The organism is Verrucomicrobiota bacterium JB022 (assembly GCA_030673845.1).
In the GTDB taxonomy this organism is placed as follows: Bacteria; Verrucomicrobiota; Verrucomicrobiia; order Opitutales; family Oceanipulchritudinaceae; genus WOUP01.
The window spans coordinates 1-16044 of record JAUTCQ010000025.1 but is presented as its reverse complement, the minus strand read 5'-3'; the positions used below and the strand labels follow the sequence as shown (position 1 = coordinate 16044).

2 protein-coding genes are annotated in these 16044 nt (G+C 65.2%); both read left to right on the top strand.

The window, feature by feature from the left end; genetic code table 11:
• Positions 1–11749: SDR family NAD(P)-dependent oxidoreductase (locus Q7P63_18180; protein ID MDP0502025.1), on the top strand; the 11749-nt coding region annotated here is incomplete at its 5' end.
• The coding region (locus Q7P63_18175) for a beta-ketoacyl synthase N-terminal-like domain-containing protein (GenBank protein MDP0502024.1) at positions 11746–16044 on the top strand (4299 nt) is incomplete at its 3' end. The genes Q7P63_18180 and Q7P63_18175, both read left to right, overlap by 4 nt.

The following is a 16044-nucleotide window of genomic DNA, read 5'->3' as shown; positions in this document are numbered from 1 at the left end:
CGTTGCGGTCGACACGATGTGCTCGTCGTCCTTGAGCGCGATCCATCTGGCCTGCGAGAGCTTGCGGCGCGGCGAAAGCGAGCTGGCTTTGGCGGGCGGGGTCAACCTGATCGTGCACCCGCAGAAGTACGCGCTGCTCAGTCAAGGACGGTTTGCCTCGACCGATGGGCGCTGCCGGGCTTTTGGCGAAGGTGGCGATGGCTACGTACCGGGCGAAGGCGTGGGCGCGGTGCTGCTCAAGCCGCTGGAGCGCGCGCTGGCCGATGGCGATGCCATCCATGCGGTGATTCGGGGCAGCGCCCTGAACCACGGCGGTCGCTTGGCGGGCAGCGGCTACACCGTGCCGAGCCCGTTGGCGCAAGCCGATGTGATCCGCCAGGCGCTGGAAGATGCGGGCGTGCCGCCGGAGTCGATCAGCTACATCGAGGCCCACGGCACCGGCACCGCCTTGGGCGATCCGGTCGAAATCTCGGGCTTGTCGAAAATCTTCGGGCAAGCCGGTCACGCGATTGCGGTCGGCTCGGTGAAGTCCAACATCGGGCACCTGGAGTCGGCGGCGGGCATTGCCGGGTTGACCAAGGTGCTCCTGCAGCTCAAGCACCGGCGGATCGCGCCGAGCCTGTTGCACCATCCGGAGGGTCAGCTCAACGCCAAGATCGACTTTGCCTCGACGCCTTTTGTCGTGCCGACCGCCGGCCGCGAATGGACCTCTACGACGGGGCCACGCCGCGCTGCGTTGAGCGCCTTTGGCGCCGGCGGCAGCAACGCCCACCTGATCCTTGAAGAAGCCCCGGAGGCCGCTCCTGCAAGCGAACATCCAGGCCCGCAGCTCATCGTGCTGTCCGCTCAAAACAAATCCCGCCTACAAGCCGTAGCACGGCAACTGGCGGACACCATCGAAACGGACCGCCCTGCGTTGCCCGCCATCGTGCGAACCCTCCAGCGAGGTCGCGAAGCACAGGAAGAGCGCCTTGCGTTTGTGGCGGAGTCTACGGACCAGGTTGTGGAGCAACTGCGTGCTTTCGCGGATGAAAACAGCCTGCGAGGTCTTCAGGGCCGCCATGAGGCTGCGCCCAAACGCACGTTTGCCGATGCCGAAGGCGTGGCTTTCCTTCGCAGTCTTGCCGATCGGGGCGCCTGGCAAAAGCTGGGTGAATTGTGGGTAAGCGGCGAAGAAATTGCCTGGGATGCTTTGACATCTCTGCACGTGCCGCCGCTGCGCCTGCCCGCCGCCCCCCTCGGGGGCGACCGTTATTGGCTGGAGACTCCAGCAACGGCAGCGAGTGCCCCTGCGCTGCATCCGCTGCTCGACGCCAACGCGTCTACTTTTGCGGGCCTGGCCTTTACCAAGCGCTTCAGCTCTGCCGATTGGGTGGTGCGCGAACACACCTTCCGCGGAGCGATGTTGCTGCCCGGCGTGGCCAGCCTGGAAATGGCGCGGGCGGCAGCGGCCTTGTCGGCACCGGATCGGGCGGTGGCCTCGCTGCAGGATGTGCAATGGCTGCGCCCGTTGTCCGTTGGCAAAACCGGAGCGACGATCGCCACGATCAAGCTGACAGCAGAGGAAGATCGCGTGCATTTCGAAATCGCATCAGGGGGCGAAGGTGAAGCCGCCCGTCCCAACGCAAAAGGAGCCGTCCTCTTCGCACCCGCAGCCACGCCAGCCCCAATCGCGTTGCCGGATTTCGCAACCTTGGAGGTGCCGACAGCCGGGGAAGCTGCCTACGCGGCGCTCTCGACCCAAGGCCTCGACTATGGGCCACGCTTCCAGCTCATCCAGGAACGCTACGATGGAGAGACGGAGTCGTGGTCGATTCTCAAGCCGACCGAAGCTGGAAACATGACTTTGCTGCCTGCGGTGCTCGATGCGGGCCTCCAAACCTTGGCTGGCATCCATGCGCTCAATCGCAGCGGCAAACCCGCGCTACCCTTCGGAGTGCGCGAAGTGCGCTGGCACGGCGATCTGTCGACCGCCCGCTATGCCTGGGCTCGCCAGTCTCGCAAAGGCTATACGGTGTTGCTGCTCGACTCAGCTGGAAGCGTGCTCGCGGAGTTGATCGACGTCACCGTGCGTGAGGTTTCCGGGGGAAGTGCGGCCCGTGTACAGCCGGTTGCGCAGCCGTCAGAGCGGGTTGACCGACTCAACCTTTCCGAGCGTTTGCGAGGCGTCGTCGCCGGGACGCTTAAGCTGCCGCCCGCGCGGCTTGGGCTGGACGACGATTTCGAAAAATTCGGGCTCCAGTCGACTCAGGTCATGGACATGACTTACGAGCTGGAGAAAAACTTCGGTATGCTGCCCAAAACACTCTTTTTTGAATACCGCACGCTGCGGGAGCTGGGGGCATACTTCGCGCAGCACCACCCGGCAAAGGTGGCACAATGGGGCACACCGACTCCACCTGTGACGATCGCGTTGGCCACCGCCAAACCAGTGGTCGTGAGCAAAGCCCGTCTCGTGACTCCCCGCGATTTGAGGGACGAGCCGATCGCCATTATAGGCCTTGCCGGGCGCTTCCCGCAGGCTCGCACGCTCGATGAACTGGCGGCGAATCTGCGTGCGGGTCGCGACTGTATCGAGCGCATCCCGCCCGGTCGCTGGGATACTCAACGCTGGTCGACAACCGCCGACGGCAAGCCCCTGAGCGGGTGGGGCGGCTTCCTGGAATCATTCGACCGCTTCGACGCACGCTTTTTCCGCATGGCGCCGCGCGAGGCCGAGCTGATCGACCCTCAGGAGCGCCTCTTTCTCGAAACGGCATGGGAAGCCCTCGAAGATGCCGCCCTCACGCGCGAGAGCTTGAGCGGCGAGCAGGTCGGTGTCTACGCAGGGGTGATGCACGGGCTCTACCAGTTGCATGGCCTGCCGACCCAGCCGGGTGAAGCGTCGCTGCCTCTCGGCTCGGCCTATTGGAGCATCGCCAACCGCGTCTCCGCATTCTTCAATTTCAACGGGCCGAGCCTTGCGGTCGATACGGCTTGCTCATCGTCGCTGGCCGCTATCCATCTCGCGTGTCAGTCGCTGCGCAGTGGCGAGAGCACGGTCGCCATTGCGGGGGGCGTCAATATCTCGTCGCACCCGCAGAAATACCTGCAGCTGGCGCAGATGCACTTCAGCTCGACCGATGGGCGCTGCCGCAGTTTTGGACGCGGAGGCGACGGCTACGTTCCGGCCGAAGGCGTGGGCGTGATTGTGCTCAAGCCCTTGTCGCGGGCCCAAGCCGACGGAGACCCTATCTGGGGCGTGATCCGGGGCAGCGCGATCAACCACGGCGGCACCAGTAACGGATACACCGTGCCCAGCCCCGTCGCGCAAGGCAACGTCATCGCCGACGCACTCCAACGGGCTGGAGTCGAATCGAAGGAGATTAGCTACATCGAAGCCCACGGCACCGGCACCGCCTTGGGCGACCCGATAGAACTGGCGGGCCTGAACCGCGCTTTTGGGGCTCGTGCAGGCAAGTGCGCGCTCGGCTCGGTCAAGTCAAACATCGGCCACCTCGAATCGGCGGCTGGCATCGCGGCGCTGGCCAAGGTGCTGCTGCAGATGCGCGAGCGCATGCTCTACCCTTCGATCCACGCCGATGAGATCAACCCTGCCCTCGATTTCGAGCACACACCCTTTGCCCTGCAACGCACGCTCGCGCCCTGGAGTGAAGAGCGCCTGTTGGCCGGGATCAGCTCGTTTGGAGCAGGTGGTGCCAATGCGCATCTCGTGGTCGAAGAGGCCCCGAAGACGGCCGATGGGCCTACCCACCGCGAGCCTCAGTTGGTGGTGCTTTCTGCGCGGGACGAGGCCGCCTTGCAACGGCGTGTCTCAGACTTGGCGGCATTTCTGGACCGCGAAGATCCTTCGCTCGACGCCATTGCCACAACGCTCCAGTTCGGTCGCGAAGCCTTGCCGGAGCGGCTGGCCCTGGTCGCCGCCGACACCCCTGATTTGCGGGAACAGCTGAAGCGCCTGCTCGCCGGTCGACCGGCACTCGCCCGGGCACGCACCGAAGAGCGTGACGACAGGGATGTGACCGACCTGGTGCAGCACCGCGATCTCGCCACCTTGGCCACGGCCTGGGTGGAGGGAGCGTCTATACCCTGGGCCGCCTTGCACAAGGCCCTGCCGCGCCGTCTTCACCTGCCGGTCTACCGCTTTGAGGGGCCACGCTACTGGGTTCCCGAACGGCCTGCAATGGCCGAGCCTGTGCACCCCATCGTGGAGAAGGCACCTGCCGCGCCTTTGCACTACCTTGTGCCTCAGTGGCAGATACAGGAGGTCGCCACCCGCGAGGTCAGCGGGCGAACCTTGCTGATCGGCTTGCCCCAGCCCCTGGCCGAGCGGATCGAGCATTCAAATCAGAACACGGTCGCAGCTCCCCATGTTCCCCTGTCTGAAGCGGATTGGAAGAGCGTCTTGCAAGAGGCCGCGCGCGAGGGGCAGCCCATCAGCCGCATTGTGATTCAGGCCCCCGCCGAGCATGCTTTTACCATGCTGGTCGGGTGTGGCCGTGCGCTTGTGCGCTGGCGCGATCTGGCGAGCGTTCACCTGATTTGCCTCTCGCGCGGAGCAGCCGAAACCACGGCTTTGGCGGGCTTCCTCCGCAGCCTGCAGCTCGAAGATGCCCGCATCCGGGGGACCGTATTGACGCTGCCCACCGAGGCCGACCTTTCCCGCGATGCGACGGCTATCGCTGCCGAATTGGCAATCGACCCGACAAAGGTCGAAGTGCGCCGCACAGGCGAGCAACGGGAGGTGCGTGGCTGGCAACCGCTGGCCGAGCAGACAAGCGCCTTCAATCTCTTGCGCCGACAAGGCACCTATGTCCTGACCGGGGGGGCGGGTGGAGTCGGGGCTTTGTTGGCCCGCCACCTGGCCGAGCAGTTTTCCGCGCGTCTGATCCTGCTGGGCCGCCGCTCCGCCGATCCTGCGGTCGAAACGCTGTTGGCAGACCTCGCATCGGCCGGCGGCGAAGCGCGCTACTGGGCCGTGGATGTGGGCGACGAAGGGGCTCTTGCCACCGCCTTGGTCGAGGCGCGTGAAGCGTTTGGGCCGATCTATGGAGTCGTGCACAGCGCGGGCGTGATCCGGGATGCCTTGCTGCGGAGCAAGCAAGACGTCGACCTCGCTGCCGTGCTCGCCCCCAAGCTTGATGGCACGCGCCGCCTCGACCGCTGCACGCAGGGCGATCCGCTCGATTTTTTTGCCTTGTTTTCTTCGCTGGCAGCCTGCACCGGCAACCCCGGCCAGTGCGATTACGCTTACGCCAACCGCTTCATGGAAGCCTACGCGCAGGAGCGCGAGGCGCGTCGCCAAAAGGGACGCTGTTCGGGCGCTTCCGTCGCGATCCATTGGCCTTATTGGCAGGAAGGCGGCATGCGCTTGGGCGAGGTGGCGTTGGCCAAGATGCGTGCACTGGGGCTGGAGCCGCTGAATGCAACCGAAGGCCTGACTGCTTTTGCCCGCGCGGTATCCTGCGGCCAAACCTCCGTAGCGGTCATACCCGGCCGCCGCGACGCCGTTTACAACCTCCTCGGAGTCCATGAACCGGCAAAAGCGTCTACACCGTCAGTTTCGCCTTCGCCCGTCCCGGCACCAGCCATGGATTTGGTTGCGCAGATTAAAGCCGCCGCCGGGGCGGTGATCAAGGTTGCGCCTGAAGACCTGGACGAGGACGAATCGTTCCTCGAATACGGGTTCGATTCCGTCAGTCTGGCCGAACTCGCCGCCGCTTTGACGGAGACTTTGGGGGTAGAAATCGACGCCGCGCTTTTCTTCGAGACGCCTACGGTTTCACGCCTGGCCGAACGTTTGCGCGAGCTGGGGCTGGAGGGAGAGCCTGTACAGAGGCCGGCTATTGCGGTGGTCTCCCAGGAGGCGCCTGCAGATCGGACCTCAGACCCTGACGAGGCGATTGCCATCGTCGGCATGAGCGGCATTTTCCCCGGATCGCCTGACCTCGACACCTTTTGGGCCAACCTCATGGCAGGGCGCGACCTGATTGGCGAAGCCCCGGCGGAACGCTGGGACTGGCAGGCCTTTACCAGTGAAAAGGGCGGGGCACGTTGGGGCGGTTTCATTGACGACATTGAGACTTTCGACCCGCGCTTCTTCGGCCTTTCTGCTTATGAGGCCGAGCGCATGGACCCGCAGCAGCGCCTCTTTCTCCGCCTGGCCTGGCATGCGCTGGAAGACGCCACGCTGGCCCCGCAGCAGCTACGTGGGGCCAATGGCGCCATCATTTTCGGTGCGGCGGGGACCGATTACAACGAGCTGTTTTGCCGCCAAGGCCTGGAATCCTCGGCCCTCACCGCCACCGGCATGGCGCACTCGATTCTCGCCAATCGTCTTTCGCATTGGCTCGACTGGCGCGGCAGCAGCGAACCGGTCGATACCGCGTGCTCCAGCTCACTGGTGGCGCTCCATCGGGCGTGTGAACAGCTGCGTGGGGGCGAGTGTGATCTCGCGTTGACGGGGGGCGTCAATCTCCTGATCAGCCCCAGCCTGTTTGTCTCCTTTACCCAGGCCGGGATGTTGAGCCCGCGAGGCCGTTGCCGTACCTTCGACGCTGCGGCCGACGGCTATGTGCGCGGCGAAGGTGCTGGTGTTCTTGTGCTCAAGCGCTTGGCCGATGCGCGGCGCGAAGGTCTGCCGGTGCACGCGGTGATCCGCGGAAGCGCGGTTGGGCACGGTGGTCGCTCGGCCTCGCTCACTGCGCCGAGTCCGGAAGGTCAGGCCGAGGTCATCGCCCGTGCCTGGCAACGGGCCGGGATCGACTTCGCCAACCTGGGCATGATCGAGGCCCACGGGACCGGTACTCCGCTGGGCGATCCGGTGGAAATTGCGGGGCTGAAGCTAGCCTTTAAACGCTGCGGGGCAGATCTGCAGGAGGGTGCTTGCGCACTGGGCTCGGTCAAAACCAACATCGGGCACCTGGAGACCGCCGCAGGCATTGCTGGCGTGATCAAGACCGTCCTCGCGCTGCGCCATCGCCAGCTGCCGGGCAACCCGCATCTGCAGACGCCCAACCCGCAACTGAAGCTGGCAGGCTCGCCCCTGCGCCTGCTAGGCACGCGCTCCGAGCCTTGGGCCGCTCCACAGAATCGAGGTCGGCGCTGTGCGGGCGTCAGTTCCTTTGGCTTTGGCGGGGTCAACGCCCACGTCGTGCTGGAAGAGGCGCCTGCTTATCTCGAACGCGAGCGCCCTCGCACCGAAGGCCCGCAACTCGCGGTGCTGAGCGCCAAGCAGGACGAGCGCCTGCGCGAATCTGCTGGAGCCCTGGCCGAGTGGCTTGCACACCACCCGGATGCTGCCCTGGCCGATGTCTGCCATACGCTGCAAGTAGGGCGCGATGCCCACCGCGAACGGTTGGCTCTCGTCGTGCATTCAGTCGAAGAACTACAGGCCCGACTGGTGGCCTTTACGCAAGGCAAGACAGCGTCGGGCATCTACCGCGGGCAGGCCCGCAAGGGTGCGACTCATGCCGTCGATCCAACACTGGACGCGATCGCACAGGCCTGGGTGCACGGGGCCGAAGTCGACTGGCTGGCACGGCCCGAAACCGTCGGAGCCCGCCGCCTGCATCTGCCCGGTTATGCTTTCGCTATGGAACGCTATTGGCTGCCGCAGCCGGTCGGTGACGCTGACGTTTTGCCGACCGCCCTCGCCGAGCCCACACCGCGAACATCATCGAATCTGCAAGCACGCCTGCGCGCGATCCTGGCGGAAGTCAGCGGTTTTGACCCCGCCCAGATCGAGCCCACGACCGAATTCGACGAACTGGGCTTCGACTCATTGATGGTCAAGCGCTTCAACGACGAGATGGAAACGCTCGTCCCCGGGCTGCCGCAGTCGATCCTCTTCGAGCACCGTAACCTGCAGGCACTTGCCGCCTATTTCTCAGCCGAGCACCCGACTGCCTTTGCTGAAGAGCCTCCGCTGGTGGCAAAGCAGCCCACCGCACCGGCCATCGTCAAGCATACCCTCGCGCCGCCAGCAGATGAACCCATTGCGATCATCGGCATAGCGGGGCGTTACCCTCAAGCTGCCGATCTGCAGGCGTTTTGGCGCAACCTCGTTTCTGGTCGCGACTGCATCACCGAGTTTACGGGCGAACGGGCGAGCTGGACCCAACTTTTCGACCCAGACCCCGAGCGGGCAAACGCCGGACGCCTCTACTCGAAGTGGGGCGGCTTCCTCGACGAACTGGACACCTTCGACCCGCTATTTTTCAAGATTACGCCTGCTGAGGCCGAGCTGATGGACCCGCAGGAGCGCCTGTTTCTGCAAACGGTCTGGCATGCCTTTGAAGACGCGGGCCACACGCCTGAAACGCTGGGCCGCAGTGTCGGCGTTTTTGCGGGCATTACCAATCTCTGCTATGCCCTGCACGGCGCGGCGCAATGGCAGCGAGGGACGGCCGTCTTCCCCTCCGCCAGCCCTTGGTCGATCACCAACCGCGTCTCTTACCTGCTTGATTTGCAAGGGCCGAGTGTGCCGGTCGACACCGCGTGCTCCAGCTCACTCGTCGCGCTCCACCAAGCTTGCGAAAGCCTGCGTCGGGGAGAGTGCCGCACCGCCATTGCCGGTGGCGTCAACCTCTACCTGCACGCCTCAAAATACGTTTCGCTTTGCCAGCTGCGCATGCTTTCGCCACGCGGGCGCTGCCACAGTTTTGGCACGTTGGCCGATGGCTTTGTGCCGGGCGAAGGGGTGGGGGCCTTGTTGCTCAAGCCGCTCTCGCGGGCACTGGCCGATGGCGATCACATCCACGCGCTGGTGCGAGGCAGTGCGACAAACCACTGCGGCAAGAGCAATGGTTACACCGTGCCCAACCCGGCAGCCCAGGCTGCGGTAGTCGAAGCCGCCTTGCGTCAGGCCGGTTTGCAGGCGAGCGACATCTCGTGCGTCGAGGCCCACGGCACAGGCACCGCCCTGGGCGATCCGCTGGAAATCGACGGCTTGCGGATGGTCTTCAGCGAAGGGCGTTGCGCGCTCAGCTCCGTCAAGAGTCAGATCGGGCACCTCGAAGCTGCCGCTGGCATTGCCGGCGTGACCAAGCTGATCCTGCAACTTCGCCACCGCCAGTTCGCCCCCTCGCTGCACGCCAGAGAGATCAATCCGCGCGTCAGGCTCGCGGGCAGCCCCTTCTTCATCCCGCAAGAAGCCACGGCATGGGAAGCCGACCAACCCCGCCGAGCCGGTATCAGCTCATTCGGGGCGGGGGGCGCCAATGCCCACGTGATCCTCGAAGAATATTCGCAGCCCGAGACAAGCCGCGAGAGCCTGCCCGGCGCGGCCCCCTTCGCGCTCTCGGCTCGTACCCCCGAACAGCTTCGCCAGCGCGCGGCCGATTTGAGTGCCTGGTTGGACCAACGGCACTCCGTTGATCTCGCGGCGATTGCCCACACCCTGCAAAAGGGCCGCCGCACCTGGGAGCATCGTCTGGTGCTTGCCGCCCGCGATCGTGATGAGCTGCAACAGGCACTGATGCAGGTCGAGGCAGGTGAGCCCCTCTCGACTGAGGCCCCGGGCTTGACGCTGCCCGAGGTGCCGGTCCGCCGGGTGCCACTGCCGCTTTATCCTTTTGCGCGCGAACGCTATTGGCTGCCCGGCACTTCCATTGCCGATCTTCCTTTCCCGGTGGAAAAAACGTCGCCGCTGGTTTTCGCAGCCGACAGCGCCATCTTGCGCGATCACGTCGTGCAAGGCCGCCCGATCTTGCCCGGCGCCGCGCTGCTATGGGCCGCTGCCCAAGCTCACCCCGGTCAAGCGATTGCCGATGTGGTTATTCTGGAGCCCGCAGTCGCGAAAGAAAACGGTCTGGAGCTTTATTTGCTTCAAGAGGATACGCGGCACTTTATCGCCGATGCCGAGACCGAAACCCGCTACCTGGAATTCACTGTTTCAGCTGCGCACGCCTCGCCTCCGCCGCTTGATCTGGCGGCGCTACAGAGACGCTTGCCTCAGCAACACGCACCGAACGACCTCTACGAGGCGTTCGCACGGCGCGGGGTCGATTTCGGGCCGGCATTTCGCCTGTTGCAAGAGGTGCGCGCAGGTGCAGACGAGGCTCTGGCCAAGCTCGCCCCAAGCCCCCATTGCGCCTGCCTCCTGGATGCGGCCCTGCAGGCACTTTCTGCCTTCGCCGACGATTCGGACGAGACCTGGGTGCCGTTTGCAGTCGACCGTTTCCGCCTGCACGGCGATCTTCTGCAGGCAGGGTGGGCGCACGCACGCCGGGTAAGTGAAGGCGAATTCGCGGTGCGTCTACTCGACAACGCAGGCCGTGTGCTCGCGGAGGTCGATGGCTTCCGCTTGCGCCGTTTGAGCACGGCAGCACATCACGTCGCGTTGCCCGACTGCTGTTTCGCACCGCAATGGGAGCCTGTGGCTGCGGGAGCACTGCCCGAGGCACAAGAGCGCACATGGTGCGTGCTCGGCCACACCATAGAGAACCCGCTCGCTCGACAACTTTGCCGCGATCTGAAGGCCGACTGGCGCATGCTGCCCCTGACCCCCGACCTGCCACCCGCGAGCGAGGGTCGGGCAGGGCTGGTGGTCTTACCTTCTGCGGCCACACAAAGCGTCGCCAGCGAACTCCTGTCGTGGCTACAGGCACTGGCGCGGCAGCCGTCGACTGACTGTTCGCTCGTGCTCGTGCTGCCGGAGCAGACTCGCGAAACGGCACTGGCATGGGGGGCTCTGCCGGGCCTTCTGTTGTCGGCTGCACGGGAGATCTCCGGCCTGCGGGTAAGTATTGTCGAAGCCTCTGCCGGCGAAAGCCCTGCCTTGGGCCAGATCATCCCGTTACTCGCGGAGGTGAGCGGCGAACAGCCTTGGTTTGTCTTGCGCGAAGGTGCACTGCTGCGCCGACAGGTGTGCCCCGTAACCTTGGACGACTCTACGGATCTGGCGCTGCGCAATGGCGGTCACTACCTGATCACAGGAGGCGCGGGCGGTCTTGGCCTCTTCTTCGCCGAGAGCCTGCTCCGGCGCTACGCAGCCAAAGTGCAACTGGTCGGTCGCCGCAAGGAAGCCGATCTGCCTGCTGCCACGCGGCGCGCCTTCGAGCGCCTGCGCCAGCGCTTCGGGCCAGCGGCGCTACGTTATGCAACCGCCGATGTCGCCGACTCATCTGCCTTGCGGGCGATTATCGAGACCGCTCAAAGCCAAAACGGTCGTCTGCATGGAGTCATCCACGCGGCGATGGTGCTTCGCGATACTTCCATCGCCCGCATGAGCGCGACCGATCTTACGGCTGCACTCGCGCCCAAGCTGCCGGGCACCCACGCGCTGCTGACGGCCTGCGCCGAGCAGCCGCTCGACTTCTGTCTCATGTTCTCATCCGCCCAGTCATTCCTCGCATCCCCCGGCCAAGCCAATTATGCGGCGGCTTCCACTGGGCAGGATGCCGTCGCCGCTGCCTGGCGTCCCCACGTGCCGTTCCCCATCCAGATCGTCAACTGGGGTTTCTGGGGCGAGATCGGGGCGGTGGCCTCGGAGGATTATCGACGGAGCTTGGCCGAGGTGGGCGTGCGCTCGATCTCGCGAGCTGAAGGCTGGGCGCTGACCGAGGCAATCTTGCACAGCGGAGCCGAACAAGTGGTGCCGCTCAAGGCCGACGCCCCATTGCTGGAGCAGCTTGGCTTTGTTCACCCAAACCGTGCGCATTCCATGCTGGACGCTATTTTTGATTTTCTGGAGCTGGACCAACCGACCCGAACGCTGCAACCTGGGTTGAATGGAGGTGCGCGATGAGTGATTCCCCGACCGTGGACCCCCAAGCGGCGCTTGAGCGCTACGCCCGTCGGCGCGCATTCCAGATCTTCGGCGAAATGGGTTGGCCGACCGCTCCGGCTGGAGCCGATGCGCTCACGGATGCGCTGCGCATCACCCCTGCCTTCCGCCGACTGTTGGACGCCCTGATCGACGTCTGGACTCAGGAAGGGCTGATCGACTCTCGATTGCGCCCGCTTGCAGCCTTTCCCCTACGGGCCCGGTTGGAGCAGGAGAGCGCGGAGCTGTGCGCGCAATTCCCTGCCGCCGCACCTCACGTGCATCTGCTCGACACCTGTGTCGATGCCTACCCGGAAGTGTTGCGAGGCCAGCGTTCACCGGTGGAAGTGCTGTTTCCCGGGGGTTCGCTGGAGCTGGTGGAGCCGATCTATCGTGGCGACGATATCACCCGACACTATAATGCGCAGCTCGCTCGCCTGGTTGAGCGCTACGTGTCGCTCGCGCTGGAGCGCGAACCCAACCGCCAGGTAATCATCGTCGAAGCCGGTGCGGGCACAGGTGGCTCGACCCCGGGCGTGGTGGCACGGTTGAGGCCGTTCGGCCCACAGGTCCGCTACGTCTACACCGATGTCTCCACCGGTTTTCTCGACCACGGTCGCCGTCTGCTGGAGGGCGAGCCCATCGCGACCGAATTCCACACGCTCGATCTGGAGCGTTGCCCGGTAGCGCAGGGCTATGAAGGCGCGTCGGTAGACTTGGTGTTCGGGGTGAATGTCTTCCATGCCACCCGCAACTGCACTGCCACGCTGCGCCGGTTGCGGACCCTTTTGCGGGCCAACGGGCTGGCCCTCGTAGGGGAGGCCTGCGCCAACTGGACCTTCTCCACGCTCACCTTTGGGTTAACCGATGGCTGGTGGCGCTTCGACGATCCAGAGCTGCGCCTGCCGCACTCACCGCTGCTCAGCCCGGAAGGCTGGTCGAAGGCATTTGTGCAGGCTGGCTATCACCATGCGCGTGCCTATGCCCGCCCCACCGATGGCTGGACAATCGTCGGTGCAGAAAGCGCGCAGCCGTTGCCGGCGCAGGCAGTGCCTAAGACCCAGCCGTCAACGTGCCCTGCCAGCCCGCCCATCGAGGGTGGGGAAGTTGCCGATTGGGTGCGCCGGGCCTTTCAAGAAGTCACGAAGCTGCCCATGGCCAGCCTCAAGAGTGACGAAACGTTTGAAAACTTCGGGGTCGATTCCCTGGTAGCGATCAAGATTGCCCGCAAGCTGGAGGAGACCGTGGGCAAGCTGCCTACGACCTTGCTTTTCGAGCACCCGACCATCGACCGACTGGCCGCACACCTCGCTGCCAAATATGCCGCAGTTCAGCCCACGACTGCGGCAGCTGCCACCCCGCAACCAACGTTCGCAGCCGCCCATCCCGAGCCGGCGCGCGATGAAGATATTGCCATCATTGGGCTGGCTGCACGTTTTCCGGGTGCCGATTCGCTCGATGCCTTCTGGCAACTCCTGTGCGAGGGCCGCAGCGCCATCGGAGACTTGCCGGCCGACCGCTGGCCCTGGTTCGACCGCTCGCGGCTGGAGCCCGGGACTCGCCGGGGTGGCTTCCTCGCGGGTATCGACCGCTTCGATCCGCTCTTTTTCCGCCTTTCCCCACGCGAGGCCGCAGCGATGGACCCCCAGGAACGCCTCTTTCTGCAGGCGGTCTGGTGGGCGCTCGAGGATGCCGCCTACACCCGCGAAGGCCTTCGCCGTGAGTTTGACCGCAGCGTCGGCGTGTTTGCGGGCATCATGAACACGGGCTACGAGTGGCTGGGGGCGCGGGCGCAGGCCCTCGGTGCCGCCAACGGCGCTCACAATGCACATTGGTCGGTCGCCAACCGTGTCTCGTATTTCCTCGATCTCGCAGGGCCAAGCCTCGCGGTCGACACGGCCTGCTCATCGTCGCTTACCGCGCTGCACCTCGCTTGCGAAAGCCTGCGGCGGGGCGAGTGCCGCCTCGCGTTTGCCGGCGGCGTCAACCTTGTGGTCAGCCCGGAGCAGCTGCAGCGCCTCGGTCGCCTCGGTATGCTGGCGAAGGATGGCCGCAGCCGCAGCTTTGGCGCGGGCGGCACCGGGATGGTCGACGGCGAAGGCGTGGGCGTGGCCGTACTACGCCCGCTGCAGGAGGCCTTGGCGGCAGGCGATCGCATTTACGCAGTGATCAAGGGCAGCGCCATCAATGCGGGGGGCAAGACCAGTGGCTATACGGTTCCCAGCCCGGACGCCCAGGGTGCCGTGGTAGCACAAGCGCTGCGGCGGGCGGGTGTCGCGCCGGAGGCAATCTCTTACGTCGAGGCCCATGGCACCGGCACGCCCCTCGGTGATCCGATTGAGCTGGCGGGACTCACCCGAGCCCTCGGTAACACCGGGCCTTCGTGCGCGCTTGGCTCGGTCAAGTCCAACCTCGGGCATCTGGAGTCTGCGGCAGGCATCGCTGGCCTGATCAAGGTGGTGCTCCAGTTGCAACACCACGAACTTGTTCCATCGCTCGAAGCCGAGGAGCTGAATCCCGAAATCTCTTGGAGTGAAGTGCGCTTTGCCGTCCAGCGCCAGCGCGCTTCTTGGCTGGCAAGCGGCCTCCGCCAAGCGGGCCTCAGCTCGTTCGGCGCGGGTGGAGCCAACGCACATGTGGTCATAGCAGAAGCGCCGACCCGGTCCGCGCCTTCAGCTTCTCACGCTCCGGAGGCTTTGGTGCTCTCGGCGCTGGATGCCGACCGCCTCGCCGAAAAACGTCGTCAACTGGCAGCCCACCTGCGTGCTCACCCGGAGCTTTCGCTGGCCGACATCGCCCATACGCTGCAAGTCGGCCGTGAGGCGATGGAAGTCCGCTGGGGCGCGGTGGTCGCAAGCCATGCCGAAGCGCTGCGCACCTTGGAGCAGGAACGTCCATCGCCTGCAAACACTGCACTGGGGCAGACGCTGGCACGTTGGCTCTCCGGTGAGAAAGTCGACTGGGCAGGCCAGCGAAACACACCGGCGCGTCGCATTGCCCTGCCACTCTATCCCTTTGCTCAAGAGCGTTGTTGGATTCATGAGCCGGCCACGTCAGACCCAACTGAACAGAGCCTTTTCCGGGGAGACGAAGCGTATTTTGCGGATCATGTGCTGCAGGGCAGCCCCGTCCTGCCCGGCGCGGCATTGCTTGCCGCTGCAGCGGAACGACTGCCGCAGGAAAGGCTCACAGCCTTTACCTGGCGCCGCCCGGTGCGTGCGGATGCTCTGGCTTCCCTGCGCTTGGAGGTTCACGGCGAAGCGGTCCAATTTGTGGACGCTCAAGGCGCGGTCTACGCCGATGCGCGGCGCGCTCCTGCAGTTCACCAGCCCGAGCTCTTGGCCTTGGAAACGGCTGGGCGGGAATGCACCGCGTCCATGATTTACCCACGGCTGGAGGCGCTCGGCCTTCGCTATGGCCCGAGTTTGCGCGTGCTCAAATCCCTCCGACTCGGGAAAGACGGAGCAGTGGCCCAGCTCAGCATTCCGCAAACGGCTGGCGATAGCCGTGCCCGGATGACTGCCCTGCTCGATGCCGCCTTGCAGGCCACCGCCTTTGCGCTCGGCGATGGGGGCCAGAAGCCTATGCTGCCGCGCCAGATCGGCGAGGTTCAGCTAGCGCGCCCGATCTTGACCGAAGCACTACTGGAGGTGCGGGTGAAGCACCTCTCGGCTTACGCTGCAGATGTGCAAATTCTGGCTGCAGGGGAGCCGATTGCGTGGCTCCAACGAGCGGAATTCCAGCCTTTTGCCGCGCCTCAGGCTGCAGTATCGACGGCAAGGCCGAGCATGTTGGAGTTCCTGCGCCGCCTGATCGCAGCAGAGCTGGAGCTGGCTCCCGAACGGTTGCACAAGCAGCGCTCCTTCGATGCCTACGGGGTCGACTCCGTGCTGATGCTGCGGGTGGTGGAGCGCCTTGAACAGACCTTTGGCGAACAGCCCAAGACCCTCCTGTTCGAGCACCCTACGCTGGAAGCTTTGGCGTCATATTTCGCGGACCGCACCGTGCCGGGAGAGGCTCCGTCCGAAATTTCCGAAGCTGTGGCTTTGTCGGCGACTCCTGCCGCATCCGAGCCTTCTGTTGCGGTTGCGATTATCGGGCTGGCGGGGCGTTTTCCTGGGCCGGGCGCGAGTGGTTTGCTGGCGCTGGAGGATGGGGAGCCAGGCCGCGAAAATCAGCGCGCCTTGGGCCATTTCTGGCACAACCTCTGGGCGGGCCACGATGCGGTGACGGACATCCCGGAAGATCGTTGGGACTGGCGGGCGCACCACGAGGCG